Annotated in this window: 8 protein-coding genes; 5 read left to right on the forward strand and 3 right to left on the reverse strand. The window is 38.5% G+C overall.

What is annotated here, in order from left to right; translation table 11 throughout:
- Positions 1–39: 39 nt before the first annotated feature.
- Complete coding sequence (locus tag SKC36_RS04355) at positions 40–927, forward strand: alpha/beta hydrolase fold domain-containing protein (protein ID WP_459464878.1); 888 nt, start codon at positions 40–42, stop codon at positions 925–927.
- On the opposite strand, the gene SKC36_RS04360 is transcribed toward SKC36_RS04355, so the two are convergent.
- Both SKC36_RS04360 and SKC36_RS04365 read right to left on the reverse strand, forming a co-directional pair.
- Positions 924–2,732, reverse strand: a complete 1,809-nt coding sequence (locus SKC36_RS04360) for a heparinase II/III domain-containing protein (RefSeq protein WP_459464880.1) — start codon at positions 2,730–2,732, stop codon at positions 924–926. The two genes, SKC36_RS04355 and SKC36_RS04360, sit on opposite strands and share 4 nt — an antisense overlap.
- Positions 2,733–2,980: 248 nt before the next feature.
- Entirely contained in the window at positions 2,981–4,330 is a 1,350-nt protein-coding gene (locus SKC36_RS04365; protein WP_459454422.1) for a PhoPQ-activated pathogenicity-related family protein, read from the reverse strand.
- A gap of 997 nt (positions 4,331–5,327) precedes the next feature.
- On the opposite strand from SKC36_RS04365, the gene SKC36_RS04370 reads away from it, so the two are divergent.
- The 4 genes from SKC36_RS04370 (at position 5,328) to SKC36_RS04385 (ending at position 14,561) form a co-directional block, all read left to right on the forward strand.
- On the forward strand, positions 5,328–11,240 hold the full coding sequence (locus tag SKC36_RS04370; protein WP_459464882.1) for a putative Ig domain-containing protein: 5,913 nt from the start codon (positions 5,328–5,330) through the stop codon (positions 11,238–11,240).
- Positions 11,241–11,268: 28 nt separating this feature from the next.
- A complete protein-coding gene (locus SKC36_RS04375; protein WP_459464884.1) occupies positions 11,269–12,231 on the forward strand; it encodes a PorP/SprF family type IX secretion system membrane protein in 963 nt (320 codons plus the stop codon).
- A gap of 814 nt (positions 12,232–13,045) precedes the next feature.
- Positions 13,046–13,576 (forward strand): gliding motility-associated C-terminal domain-containing protein, encoded by a 531-nt coding sequence (locus SKC36_RS04380; protein ID WP_459464886.1) that lies wholly within the window; start codon positions 13,046–13,048, stop codon positions 13,574–13,576.
- Between the two features lie 4 nt (positions 13,577–13,580).
- Positions 13,581–14,561, forward strand: a complete 981-nt coding sequence (locus SKC36_RS04385) for a PorP/SprF family type IX secretion system membrane protein (protein ID WP_459464888.1) — start codon at positions 13,581–13,583, stop codon at positions 14,559–14,561.
- 195 nt (positions 14,562–14,756) lie between these two features.
- Here the strand turns inward: SKC36_RS04385 and SKC36_RS04390 are convergent, their stop codons facing one another.
- Entirely contained in the window at positions 14,757–15,923 is a 1,167-nt protein-coding gene (locus SKC36_RS04390) for a sialidase family protein (RefSeq protein WP_459464890.1), read from the reverse strand.
- Between the last annotated feature and the right edge of the window lie 13 nt (positions 15,924–15,936).

Here is a 15,936-nt window from a genome sequence, read left to right on the forward strand (position 1 = left end):
CAAAACTCATGGGCACATGGTAAAAGGTAACTCGTTGATATGATAAAAAAATGCTTGCTTCGTACCTGTGGTATTTACCTTTTACCACTGTTTCTTTTCCTCTCTTTTTCATCCATAGAAAAAACAGGAGCCGATTCCGCTGCATATAAATCCATACTAAATGTAGCCTATGGAAGCGCAGAGGATGGTAGAAATTTATTGGATATATTTTTACCCAATCAAGTAAATGCCCATACCAAAATGCTGGTATTCATCCATGGAGGATATTGGACCAAAGGAAGTAAAAACCAATTACCAAAACCTTTGATTGAATTACTAACAGGTAAAAAGGGTTATGCCCTGGCATCCATCAATTACCGATTAGTAAAAAATGATCAAAACCGCTTTCCAGCCCAATTAGAAGATATTCAACAAGCCATCAATTTCCTGAATTCAAAAGCAGACAGCCTGGGATATAAAAAAGGGGAATTTGGGCTTTTAGGTGCTAGTGCAGGGGCCTATTTAGCTTTGATGTATGCTTACACGGCCGACAAAAACAAGGAAATTAAAACCGTAATCGATATCGTTGGGCCAACTGACTTTACCGACCCTATGGTTAGAGGCAAAAATATAGAAGCAGACAAAACCATTACCAACTTTTTGGGGGTAGCTGACCCCAATGCTCCCCTAGCGAAAGAATCTAGTCCTCTGCTACGTGTGACGGCATCCAGCGGAGTGCCAACCATCATTTTTCATGGTGAAAATGATGAGGTTGTCCATGTTCAACAAGCCAAAAACTTGTATACCAAACTAAGTCAATTGGGCGTCAAAACACAATTAGAATTGTACCCCAATGAAACGCATGAAATGAGAAAAAGCCTCTTTAGCGTTTTCATGAAAATGGGTATCTGGTTAGATCAAGTTTACCCAAGCGGACATAAAAACTAGTTTTGGGGTTCTAATACCACTTGATATTTCAAATTTTGACCTGTTTGTGTGGCTATTTTAAAACCTACAAATCGGGTACCAGGATTGGGAGCATCATAATCGTGATTGGGCTGTGTAGACCAAGTAATCCATTTTCCTTTTAAGCCTGTCAACTTCAGATTCAAGCGCTTTCCATGTTGAGTCAAATAAGCTTTTCCGCCTCCATTTTCATGAAACTCAGCTGTAGTTAGCATGGTCCAAACTAATTCTCCCCCTTGTTTTATGGAGGAAACCTCATCACTTATTTCAACCTGTTTTTGTTGGACAATAGCTATTTCTCGATGTACCGCAGTGGCTTGCTCGGGATATAGGGAACTTAGATCTAGATTAAATGCCATTCGATTATTGGAATTTTGTTTTGTCACTACCTCAGCCTTGCCTTTAACAGCTTGTAATTGATTGTTCAAGGTTATGCTATTGTGCGACATATTATGATACCGAAAAACATCCCAACGCTGGGAATTCTGTTCTTTTCCCCAAATGCCCACGCCTTTGGATTCTAAAGACTCATAATTTTGCATACCAAAATCCATCGCCCAACGCTCTCCCAATGCATCAAAAACAAAAGAACCAACATCCATGTGCCCGTGATTGACGGATGGAGATCCACCTTTTATACCCACATACAGCGCATTTTTATCTGTCCAAGAAGTCCGCATCATGGCCACCGGATTAGGGCCACCACCTACATAAGTTAATTGCTGGGGTATTTCTTGATTGACCAAGGATAAGTCTTTACCCCAAATCATTACCAAGGGTAAAAGCCTATCCGACACCAAATTCTGGCTTGTTTTAAGGGTGTTGATTTCTGTAAATAATAAACTAGTGTTTTTTGTTTTGGAGGCGAACCAAAACATGGCAGGATGAAAATCAATCCCATCTCCAGAATCGGAGTAATTGAAATTTTTCTGTGAAGGTCCGGTCATGTGCAACAAATAATTGGCACTGGCATAAAAACCGGGTAATTGATTTAGTCCAAAATCTGAGCCGTAAACCTTTTCAATGGCATCATTGTATAATACTTGAAAGGAAGTTCCATATCCCCAATAGGCATAGCCCTCTGGATAAGCCCCGTCGGGAGCATAATCTTTCATGGGTAATACGATGGATTTTTGGGCACGCTGAATTAATTCTTTGGCTTTATCAGGATAATCCTCTTGAATGGCCAAAATACCTAAACTTATTCCGGCATTACATACCTGATTCCAATTATGGCTAGCTTTTAACCAGGAGGTATAACGCTCATCATAGGAAGGTTCAATTCCTTTGGTCAGAATAGCCGACTGTATTACTTTTTTTGATTCAGCAGATAATACCTCAAATAACCAATCATAGCCAATAGCCACTGCCGTCGTCATTTCAGCCACATCTAAAAAATGGGATGGATTCCAATCAGAAAATTGACAAATTTGAAGCAATTCCCTTTCGGCCCTCTGAGCATATTTAGCCTGCTTTGTCAAGCGGTAAGCATAGGACCAAAACAAGGTTCTTCGTAGCATTTCACGGGAAACGCCCAAGAGTCTACGACCAATTTGCTTACGAATCAAAGGCTCCTTTAAGAGCAAAGCATCAGCCTCTTGCAAAATTTGTCTATGTAAATTTGCCCAAAGCGTATCCCGCTGAATGTTCTTAAGAATAACAGCTTCATCTTCCTTGAAAAACAATAAGCGCGGATGTCCTTGCGCAGCGGGAATCAAAGTTTTAAATTCCTGTGCCCAAGCAGTTTGAGCTAGTAAAACGCAACAAAATAAAAATACTTTTTTCATGTAGGTTCCATAGGTTTTGAGGAACCAAACTTATGGAAAAATTATGGAACATAAGGTAATAAAACCGGCTAATCATGAAATCTAAATAACCATATATCTTTGGTGGGTTTAGATAAATTAGCATTTAAGAATAGTAATGGCCAAAATTGAGCCTATTCAAGGTGTTCACTTTAAAGCTATCATTGAAATGAATGGGTATAAAAAAACACCCGACTGATTGGCAATCGGGTGTTTGGAAAAAATTTGAATTACAATACTTTGTCGGTATCCGTAGTGAATATCCTTGTACTAATGGTATAGCTTCCACCATTAGGATCTTTGTACTTTAAGTCCATATAAAATGCTTGATAGCCCTTTTTAACATAAGGAATCACGTATTTAACCGTATTTCCCACAGGCTTAACCCGCTGAGTTAGCCATAAATTATTCCTAAAATCACGGTCTGCGGAAGTTGTACCCCAAATAGCCGCATCTTCTAAATCGGTAGGATTAGCATTTACAGTTAATTCAAAACCATCTTTACCTTTCACCACATTCCAAGTAGGTACAGGCACTTCTTTATTTTGAAGACTTAATCCAAAGAAAGCACTTAATGCTTCAATGGCCTGTTTGCCTCCAGCCAAATCATGGCCTGCATTGGGTACATAATGGATAAGGTTTTTACCAGGAATTTGATCAAAATAATGTTTGATAGCATCAGCTGTCCAATATGGGTCATTAGTACCTATAAAAATAATTTTCGGAATGGTCATGGAAGCTCGATACGAGTAGGGATCAATCATGGAAGTAATAGCCTTACCAGTAGGTGTACCAGTGCCCTGCGGAATTCCCAATTTTACATAGTCTTCAATTTGGTCACTGTATTCACCATAGGTATCTTTTTGATAATTCAAAGTAGCGGGCATATTTAACATATCAATCACCATAGGCCCAATGGCCTTCACTCGCTTATCCCCAATAGCAGATGATAACCACGTAGTCCATCCCCTTTTTGATGCTCCTGAAATGACAAAGTCCTTAATTTGAATTCCTGCTTTTTTATTAGCAAATTCTTGAATGGCATCCATTCCCCTCACCGCTGATTTTACCATCGGAAACAATAATGGCCAAGAATGATCTCCTGTTTCTCTAAATTGATGTAAAGTATAAGAGATTAACTCATCCTCTGTTTTTCCACCATAAAGAGGTTGATTAGGCACTTGCTTAATTAAGGCTACCACCGCATGGTTTTTTGCGGCCACCATCGACAAGTAATTCCACATTTTATCTTCTTTGCTCCAATTTGGTTGTTCATCCTTATTGCTACCACCCGTAATAAAGAGCATAGCTCCTTCATAATTTACTTTGGCAGGTATGATGATGGTCAATTGGTGCTTCCAAGTGATATTTTGCCACTTTTGTGAAGTTAATAAGACATTATACCCTTTGGATGTTCCTAAAGAAACTGAATCCTTTAATTCCCACTGATAAGTCTTATCTCCATTGGCCATATAACTTTTTAAGGCCGTTTCAGGATTTACTTTCTGTCCAAAGCTGGTAAAGGCTAGTAGGCAAAGGGTAGCGATACTTAATACTACTTTTTTAATTGATGTGTACATGTTAAATTTTGAAGGTTTAGAATTGATTCTCAATATACTCTATTAATTTATTTTTACCCAAAAATCCAATAGTTTGGATGTAATAAAGCAGGTAACTACTACTTTGATAGATAAATAGGAATCAACTTAGTAAGTCATGTAACAATTTTACCGAAAACCTAAACTCGAACTTAGGCACGAAAACATGAATTTTTCTAAGTCCGATTTTAATGATTTGGAATCAAGATAATTCATACATAGAACATAGTTATTTAAAATGGTAGCTACTTTCAGGAGGATAAAAACGGAGGAAGGCAATTTAGGCTAAGTTGTAACTTTAGCGATGGATATTTCTATTTCTATTAAATAATTGAGATTAACAGGCATAAACGGGGGATGAATATTTACTGAATATGAACAAACATAAATTGTAAAAAAATATTCAAAAAAATCAAATCTACATTTTTAAAAATATACGCACAAATAATTCATTATCAATTACTTATGTAATTTAAAGAAAAAATGTAAAGTTAAATCAATTTTAAACTATTATTTACATCAATTAAACTTAGCTTGTTTTTACGGCCAAATCAGCTTAGTAAACATTTTCAAATTTCGACCCGAAAAATTATCGATCAGGTCAATTTTCGGACCTTGGCTTTAAAAACACCCAGCGCACTTTTTTTGTCCTTAATTTGTAATTGGAAACTTTATTAGTAGGTAACAATTATAATTTGGCAACAATTTGAAGTTATTTCGCATCGAAGAAAACCCCAATTAGGATTTCTTTTGATTAAAAACAGATTACTCCTTGTTCTAATAAACTTAAATTAAACCAGACGTTCATCGTTCTAGAACGTTTTGTTTTGACATTTTTGTCTATTTAGCCTTCTGGCGCAATCTAATTTTTCTCAATAAGTCTTCCCGATGGTAATAAAGTCCATGCGCAAGCAAGGCCTGGGTTTTGTTCTCTAACCCTACTATTTCATTAACCAAATAGTTACCTAAATTATATTGTATGCCAAAACATTACACCTTAAACCGAGAGGCTAAAAAACGACCCTTCCTTTTGAAGATTTTATTTTTAGCCACCTTATTTATTTCCCTTTCTGCTGCAACGCCTGCCTTAGCTGGTTTTGTATCTGTTTCTTTCAATGAAGGATTTATTGGTGACAAAAATGGTAACAACAAAGCAAATAATGCTTTTGCTGTTTCTACCAGTGGAATCACCCGTCTTTCTTTTGGTCAAAATTCTAGCACTTCAGGATTTGAATTGCAAGGAAATGATTTACCTGGGTTTGTAACATTTTACGATAAAAATAACGTAAAATATAGTATTGCAGGTGTCATGAACTGGCGAGAAACCAGTGGATCTACCATAAGAACGATGGTATTTTATCCAAATCCTGGTACAAATCAGACCATAGTAACTAATTCAGGGAATTATACCATTACAGATTTAAAGGCCATTGGTTTAACATTCAATGGACAAATATTGAATATGTCGGGTGGAATTATCACAGGCAATGCTGCCTCAGTGTCCCAAATGTTAGATGATTTGAATGCATATTTAAATTTGCAACCCAAATTAAACATTACTTCGACTCTTAGTGTAACAGAAGCAATTGGTGGCGTTAATGCAGTTGCAACAGTTACATTAAGCGCAGCGGCGACGGTATCTACTACCGTAAATTATACAACATCAGGTGGAACAGCTACCAACGGAACAGATTATACCAATACTAGCGGTACACTAACCTTTGCAATTGGAGAGTCATCTAAGACAATTACTGTACCTGTTTTAGATGATTTAACAGGAGAAGTGACAGAAACTTTCAACCTTGTCTTAGCAGATGCTATCAATGCTGCTATTGTAACGAATACTACATTAGTTTCCATTGTAGATAACGATGCAGCTCCATCTGCTTTAAGTTATCCAACTCCGAACGTTTACACTGTCGGAACAGCCATTACTTCCTTGGACCCAACAGTTACAGGAACTGTTGTTTCTTATGCCTTAACATCAGGTACCCTACCAGCAGGTCTATCTTTCAGCACTGTAAACGGTAAAATCACGGGTACTCCCACTGCCACAACTGCTCAAACTAGCTTTACTGTTACTGCTACAAATGGAACAGGTAGCACAGTTTCTAATACATTTACCATCACTGTTAATCCTGCAGCTCCTACAGGTTTGACCTATCCAACTCCGAATGTCTACACCGTTGGAACGGCCATTATTTCATTGGACCCATCAGTAACAGGAACTGTTTCTTCGTATGCCTTAACATCAGGTACGCTTCCTGCCGGCTTATCATTTAGTACTGTAAATGGTAAAATTACGGGGACACCTTCTGCAGTAACTGCTTTAACCAACTTTACTGTAACAGCCACTAACGTAACTGGAAGTACGGTTTCCAATACATTTACCATTACAGTCAATGATCCTGCCCCAACAGGATTAACTTATAATACGCCCAATGTATATACTGTAGGCTCAGCCATTACTTCATTGAATCCTTCAGTTACAGGTAATGTGGTTTCTTATGCATTAACCTCGGGAACTTTACCTGCTGGATTATCATTTAGCACAGTAGATGGTAAAATTACAGGAACTCCAACAACAGTTACTGCATTAAGAAGCTTTACTGTAACTGCCACTAATACAGGAGGTAATACGGTATCAAATACATTCACGATTACAGTAAATGATGTTCCTCCAACTGGACTATCTTACTCTACACCTAAAATATATGTAGTAGGAACGCCAATTGCTTCACTAAATCCAGTAGTTACTGGTAATGTGGTTTCTTATGCCTTAACATCAGGTACATTGCCTGACGGATTATCATTCAACACGGTAGACGGAAAAATTACTGGTACTCCAACCACATTAACTGCCCTAAGAAGCTTTACGGTTACTGCAACCAATTCAGGCGGTAGTACTGTTTCAAATACATTTACCATTACCGTAAATGCAACAGCTCCTCCTGCCCCTTCCGATTTAACCTACAACACACCTAATGTTTATACGGTCGGAACAGCGATTCCCTCGCTTAACCCTGCTGTAACAGGTACGGTTGACTCTTATGCATTAACATCAGGTACTTTACCAAGTGGTTTAAGCTTCAATACCGCTGATGGTAAAATTACAGGAACTCCAACGGCAGTTACTGCTTTAAGAAACTTTACTGTAACAGCTACTAATGCAGGTGGTAATGCAGTATCTAATACTTTTAGTATCACCGTTAATGACCCTGCACCTACGGGATTAAGCTATAATTCTCCTAATGTATATACAGTGGGCACTGCGATTCCTTCGCTGAATCCTTCAGTCACAGGGAATGTAGTATCTTATGCGTTAACCAGTGGCACACTTCCAGCAGGTTTATCCTTCAGCACAGTTGATGGGAAAATCACTGGTACTCCAACTGCCGTAACTGGATCAAGCAACTTCATAGTAACTGCTACCAATACAGGAGGTAATACGGTTTCTAACACCTTTACCATTACGGTTAATGACCCTGCACCTACAGGATTAAGCTACAATACTCCGAATGTATATACAGTAGGAACGGCGATTCCTTCGTTGAATCCTTCGATTACAGGTAATGTAGTATCTTATGCCTTAACAAGTGGCACACTTCCAGCAGGTTTATCTTTCAGCACCGTTGATGGAAAAATCACTGGTACTCCAACTGCCGTAACTGGATCAAGCAACTTCACAGTAACTGCTACCAATACAGGAGGTAATACGGTTTCTAACACCTTTACCATTACGGTTAATGACCCTGCACCTACAGGATTAAGCTACAATACTCCGAATGTATATACAGTAGGAACGGCGATTCCTTCGTTGAATCCTTCGATTACAGGTAATGTGGTATCTTATGCTTTAACAAGTGGTACTCTTCCAGCAGGTTTATCTTTCAGCACAGTTGACGGAAAAATAACTGGTACTCCAACCGCAGTAACGGCATTAACTAGTTTCACGGTAACCGCAACCAATTCTGGTGGCAACGTGGTTTCTAATACCTTTACAATGGTAGTCAATTCTGGTCTTCCACCAGATGCGGATGGTGATGGAGTTTCAGATGCCCAAGAAGCCCTTGACGGAACTAATCCAAATGATGGATGTTCTTATAATCCTGCAAGTCAAATTTTTGCGAATACGACCTTGACTTGGAAAAATACGGACTGCGATGGTGACGGAACTAATAATGGTACTGATCCGCAACCGCTTAACTATTGTGTGGGTGGTGCAGGTGGAAATCCACCAGCTATTGGATCTCCAAGTTATGTAATTTTCGGAGCCAATGACTGTGATAATGACGGTCTTCCAAACAGCGTAGAATGTGCTTCTGGCGGTCCTAACTGTCAAGATTACGATTCTGACGGTCTACCAAACTTCCAAGATCCCGATTCAGATAATGATGGTATCCCAGATAGCATCGAGAAAAACATTGACTCTGATGGCGACGGTATTCCAAACTACTTAGATTTAGATTCTGATAATGATGGTATCTTAGATAGTACAGAAAAAAATACTGACCGCGATGGCGATGGTATTCCAAACTACCTAGATCTTGATTCTGATGGTGATTCTATCTTAGATGCATGGGAAGCAACCGATTCAAGACGTGGTGTAATTGACCCGAATTACAATGGTCGCGTAGATGTGAATGGCGCGTTCATAGATGCTAACAAAAACGGTTTAGCCGATTTCTTAGAGGCTAATCCTGCTCCAATTCCAGATACAGATAAAGACGGTACGCCTGATTATTTAGATTTAGATTCAGACGGTGATTCTTTATTAGATAGCAAAGAGTTAACCGCAGATCCAGATGGAGATGGTCGTCCTAATTACCGCGATTTAGATTCTGATGGTGATTGGTTAGGTGATAGCGATGAAAGAGACGGAGATAATGATGGAGATAAAATCCCTAATTACCTAGATCTAGATTCTGATGGTGATACCATTCCAGATGCTTGGGAAGGTAAGAACAAATGTGCTACATGTACCAACTTAAATGATGGTAATGGAGATGGTTGGGATGATCGCGGACAATATGTTGCCGTGATTGACACAGACAAAGACGGTTCTCCAGACTTCTTAGATTTAGATTCTGACAATGATTGTATTCCTGATCGAGTTGAATTAGGCGGTGACATCGACGGTGATGACAAACCTAACTTCCGTGATCTTGATTCAGATAATGATGGTATCCCAGATGCCTTAGAAGCTGTTTCATGTAACTCACCAGTAGATACAGATAATGACGGAGCTAAAGACTTTGAGGATTTAGATTCTGATAATGATGGCATCCCTGACAAGATCGAAGCCGGTGCTGATCCTACTAATCCAGTAGATACAGATAAAGATGGTACACCTGACTTCCGTGATTTAGATTCAGACAATGACGGTATCCCTGATAAAGTAGAAGCGGGTGCTGATCCAACTAATCCAGTTGATACGGATAAAGATGGTACACCTGATTTCAGAGATATAGATTCTGATAACGATGGTATCCCGGATAAAATAGAAGCTGGTGCAGATCCAAATAATCCAGTGGATACAGATAAAGATGGTACGCCTGATTACCGCGATTTAGATTCAGATAATGACGGTATTCCGGATAAAATTGAAGCCGGTGCTGATCCAAATAACCCTGTTGACACAGATAAAGATGGTACACCTGATTTCAGGGATTTAGATTCTGACAACGATGGTATCCCAGATAAAATTGAAGCTGGTGCTGATCCAAATAATCCAGTAGATACAGATAATGATGGTACACCTGATTTCCGTGATCTTGATTCAGATAATGATGGTATCCCGGATAAAATAGAGGCAGGTAATGATCCTAATAATCCAGTAGATACGGACAAAGATGGTACGCCAGATTTCCGTGATACCGATTCGGACAATGATGGTATCCCAGATTTATTTGAGGCAGGTGTAGATCCAAACAACCCTGTAGATACCGATAAAGATGGTACACCTGATTACCGCGATTTAGACTCGGATAATGATGGTATCCCAGATAGCATTGAGGCAGGTAAAGACCCAATCAATCCTGTAGATACAGATAAGGACGGTACACCTGATTTCCGTGACTTAGATTCGGATAATGATGGTATCCCGGATAAAGTGGAAGCAGGTAAAAACCCAAGCAATCCAACTGATACCGACAAAGATGGTATTCCAGATTTCCGTGAATTGGATTCGGATAACGACAGCATTCCTGATAAAGTAGAAGCTGGTAATAACCCGAATAACCCAATTGATACAGATTCTGACGGCAATCCAGATTTCCAAGATACTGATACAGATAATGACGGTATCCCAGATAAAATAGAAGCCGGTTCAAATCCATCTGTACCAGTTGACACGGATAAAGATGGTACACCAGACTTCCGTGATTTGGATTCAGATAATGATGGCGTGATGGACAAAGTAGAAGCTGGTGCTAACCCTTCTACCCCATTAGACACAGACAAAGACGGTAAACCAGATTTCCAAGATACAGATGATGATAACGATGGTATCCTAGATATCATGGAAGACAATCTAGATTACGGCGGATTACCTGACTGTGATAATGATGGAATTCCAAATCGTTTAGATCCAGATGTATGTCCTTCGTTTATTCCACAAGGTATTTCACCAAATGGTGACGGTAAAAATGACAAATTGATTATTCCAGGAATCTTAGGATTAAAGAATACATTGACCATTTTCAACCGTTGGGGTGAGATTGTGTACGAAACCAAAGACTACAAAAATGATTGGGGTGGCGAAAGCTCTAACGTGTTTATTTTAAAAGATGGTTTACTTCCTGATGGGGTTTACTACTACATCGTTGATTTCTATGGTGTTAAACCAAATATATCAACTTACATCTTCATTAATAGACTAAAAGTTAAATAAGAACCACCACTGAAAACTGAAAGGAAAAATGAATACGAAACAATATAGTATCTCAAACATCTCTAAGCTCATCAACATACCTGTAAAGGGTATGTTGATGACTACCCTAGTAGCGATGTTATTAGGCGTTTGTTCATACGAATCTAAAGGGCAAATTGAAACGATGTACAGTTTATATCGCTTTAACCCTCAAATCGTTACTCCTGCTCATGTGGGATCATCAGAAGTATCTGACATCACGGTTATAAATAGACGTCAGTGGGTAGGCTTCGAAGGAGCACCAACTACCTTTGCCGCAAGTCTAAACCAAAAATGGGGAGAGAATAAAGGTATTGGTGTAATTGCATTAATGGACCAAGCAGGCCCAATTAAAATGACGAACATCAGTGCTGATTTTGCTTACCATGTGGCCTTAAATGACAAGTGGACGATGTCTGGTGGTATCCGCGGAGGATTCGCCAATTTAGCCATTGAATGGTCTGCCATCCGTTTAACACACGGCGGTGATGATAATTTCCAAGAAGACATTTCAAGCGGTTTAAAATTCAATACCGGTTGGGGACTACGCTTCTCTAAAGGAGACGGATTATTTTTAAGTGTTTCTCAACCAAGGGTACTTAAATATGATTTTGGAACAGCTTCTGGAGCTTATAAAGATGTAGATTACTACTATACCATGGTGGGCACAAAAGTGCGTCTAGGATCACAAGTTACCTTATATCCAAGTGCACTATTTCGCATAGCTACCGATGTACCTTTAAGTTATGATATCAACATCAATAGCCGTATCCGCGAGAGGTTTGATTTAGGGCTTAGTTACAGAAAAAGTGATAGTTATGGAATTCGTTTAGGATTTCAGGCAACAAAAAACCTTTATGCTGGATACGTATATGAACTACCTATATCAGCCATTAGTAAAGTAACTACACAAACACATGAAATCGCATTACGATTCACGTTTAATAAGAAAGAAAGCGTTGAAACGAAATAGATATTTAAGACAGTAGATTAGAGAACGAAAAGTGGAAAGCTAGGTTAATTTTTGATCTAGCTTTTTTTTATGCCCTTTTCCTATTTAAATTTTAATTTCACAAACTATTTTAACTTGATTTTATAAAATCATTAGATAGAGCAGCTTTGTAAACTATTTTTCAATTAAAAAATGGGGTATTTTTATGCTGAATAGAAACAATCCATATGGCCATTTTAAATTAACTTTACATACTTGATTCACGGTATTTCACAAAAATACTTGTACTTTTTATCAGTTTAAATGCCTAAATTGGTGCAAAATGAATGATTCCTGGTCACTTTTGTAAAGAAAAGCTTAAATTTCTGGCAAAAAATCAAGTAAAAATCGCAGTACAGAATTCGATACATAGTACAGAATTTTTATAAATCAACCTGCCGAAAAATCAACGAAAGGCCATTCCGAAAGACTGAGCAACAACTTTGTTTTGAATTTAAAATTAAGAACAAATATTAGCAATGTTCTATTTTTTAAATTAATGCTTTAGAGTACCTTTGTAGAGTAAATCAGAGAAAAAAAATAGGATTTGACTCTGGCTTAGTGTTCTACAATGTTCTAAATTAATATGAAAAAATCTATCTCTCAGCTTAACTCACGGTTCAGCTACTCTGTACTAAAACTACAGGAAACTTTAATTCCGCTAAAATCTAGTGCGCTTGCTTTAAAACATTTTTAAAACAGCCCAACCAAACAAACCATCCTTGTAGGTGTGATTGTTCGTTTGCTTGTGAAACCTAGCTTTTGAAATATTAAAACGTGTTCTAATAAAGATTAAATGAATTCTAAATTCAACCTCAAGTCGATTTCATCTTACAGTTCAGCGATCAAAACGTTCTCGTTTGTATGTGTAGCTGCGTGTGTAACGATTACCGCTGAGGCTCTAACTAGTCAACGTACATCTCAAAGCTATTCATTGGCAAAAACCAGTATCCTAGCAGATTCTACCTTAAAAGGGCAATTTGTTATTCCTACTGGTGACAAAAACAAGTTCCGCACAGAAAACATGGAAGCTACAGGTATTATTCCTCAAGGAATTACTCCAAATGGCGATGGTAAGAATGATAAACTAGTTATTGACGGAATAGCGGGGCTCAAAAATAAGCTGAGCATTTTTAATCGCTGGGGAAATTTAGTTTTTGAAAAAGAAAACTACAGCAATGATTGGGGCGGAGAATATCTTAGTTCCAATTCAAACAGCGATGCGAAACTACTTCCAGACGGAATCTATTATTACGTAGTAGATTTTTATGGACAAAGGGAAAACATATCAACATACGTACTTATAAATAGGTTAGCAGTAAAGTAAAACAATGTTCTATAATTATATACATATTAAACTGAGAGTAGATCAAAAAAGGCAAAGTTGGGGCCGCTTGGCCCTAACTTACCTCCTTCTTGGATTCATACTTTCATGGAGTTATTCATCACATGCTCAAATCGAAAGCATGTACAATTTGTACCGATTCAACCCTCAAATCATTACCCCTGCGCATTCTGGATCCACCGAGAACTCCGAAGTAGTGTTTATCAATAGACAACAATGGATTGGCGTAGAAGGTGCCCCTAAAACGATAGCTGCTACAGCCAATATCAAATGGGGTGAAAAGAAAGGCTTAGGTTTTTTAGCCATGGTCGACCAAGCTGGTCCTGTTAAAACAACAAACATCGGTGCTGATTTTGCTTACCACGTATCATTAAACGATAAATGGAGAATGTCAGGTGGTATTCGTGGTGGATTTTCGAATTTAGCCTTAAACTGGTCATCCATTCGCTTAGTGAATCAAAATGATGCACTTTTTGCCCAAGATATTTCGACAGGTTTAAAATTCAATACGGGTTGGGGCTTACGCTTCAGCAAAGGAGATGGTCTATTTTTTAGTATCTCACAACCGCGTGTGTTTAAATACGATTTTGGCGCCGCTAGCGGAGCATATAAAGACGTGGATTATTTCTACACTATGGTAGGTACCAAGATTAAGATGGGAAATAACATCAACTTATATCCTAGTACATTATTAAGATTGGCTTCTGACGTACCTTTAAGTTGGGACATTAATTTAAATGCGCAAATCAAGGATAAATTAGATATTGGATTAAGCTACCGCCATAAAGACAGTTACGGTTTACGTTTAGGTATGCAAGCCAGTAAAAAAATCTATTTGGGATACGTGTATGAGTTACCTATCTCTAATATCAGTAAAGTAAGTACACAAACGCATGAAATCGCCTTGAGATTCTCCTTCTTCAAAAAAGAAGTAGTAGCTCCAGCTAGCGATGAAGCCGCGAAATAAGAACAACCTCATCAATAAACAAAAAAGCGATCTCTCTAGAAATCGCTTTTTTTATGCTTAAAAACACCTCAAAAAACCTAGGCTCACTCTTTAAATTTCATGAAGCTATGCATCCTAGAATATCATCCATTAGGTAAGCAACTTAGAATCAAAATATAGCCCCAAGAAGCTTATTCCACCTGATTAAATAAAAACCTATTTTCTAAATCGTTTGATGCGGTAAAAAGTCAAATAATTGGCATCATGACTGCGATGTGCTCCACCTTCCTCATCGTCATAAGCGGTCCTACTAGCTAAAACGATGTGTTTACCTTGAAACTGCCAGTCGACATACTGAAAACCATGTTTAATCTCGTCTGGGTGGTGAAATATGATTTTTTTGACTTCCCAAATTTGTAAATCCTTCGAACAAATCAGGGCCAAGGTATTTCTAAATGAAGCTGGATTCTTACCCTGATTTTTAGCCTTAATTTCCTCTGGAATGACATTAGAAATAGTCCAATATAGCTTTGACTTGGCATCATAACGGATCGAAAACTTTTTCGATCCACCTGGAAAACGGATAAATCCCCTTGTCGTATCAAAACTAGCCTCTTTCCCATCCGCACTAATCTTGACCATAGCCGCATATTCATCCATAGTCGATTTATTATCCACGCGCAAGATATTCCAAACTTGCCCCTGGGGATCTGCGACTGCGTTACCTTCAATCCAAGCACCAAATTGATGATTCAAATACGTTGAATCATAGCGAAGTACATTCGTTTTAGTCCAACTAGCGGCTTTCATGGGATCTGCATCTAAGGGCATCGACATCATAAAAGTACCATATCGTTTGCCCCATGTCTTGATTGGCCCCATGGCATCCTCCATGGCTCTCCATAAACGGCCATTGTGCTCTAAAAAGGGCATAGGAGCACAATGATACTCCCCTGCTAACAAGAGGCCATGTTCTGCATCAATAGGCTCGGTCCAGGTATAACCCCCATCCTGCGAATTTCGAATGATGGTATTACCATGGTGTTTGTTGGTGCCCATGATATATAATTTTCCTTGAATCTCGACTAATTTAGACCAAAATTGACCTTGAATTTGACTTATCTTCACCCAAGTTTTACCCTTATTCTTCGATAAATAGACCTCTGAGACGGCTGAGGTGTGCTCCGTAGATTTTGGACCAAAAAAATCATGCGATGCTAAATAATTTCCATTGGAGAGAATGCAAATACTTGGAGATCCAATGTATTGTCCACTAGAAGCAGGACTATGGGCAATGACAACACCAGGAACTTGGGCTGCCAAGGAAGTACTAAGGAAAAGTAGGCAGACGTAAAAAATTACATAACAGCGTAAAGGTTTCATGAGTTAAATAGAT

It is taken from the genome of Aquirufa sp. OSTEICH-129A (assembly GCF_054558355.1).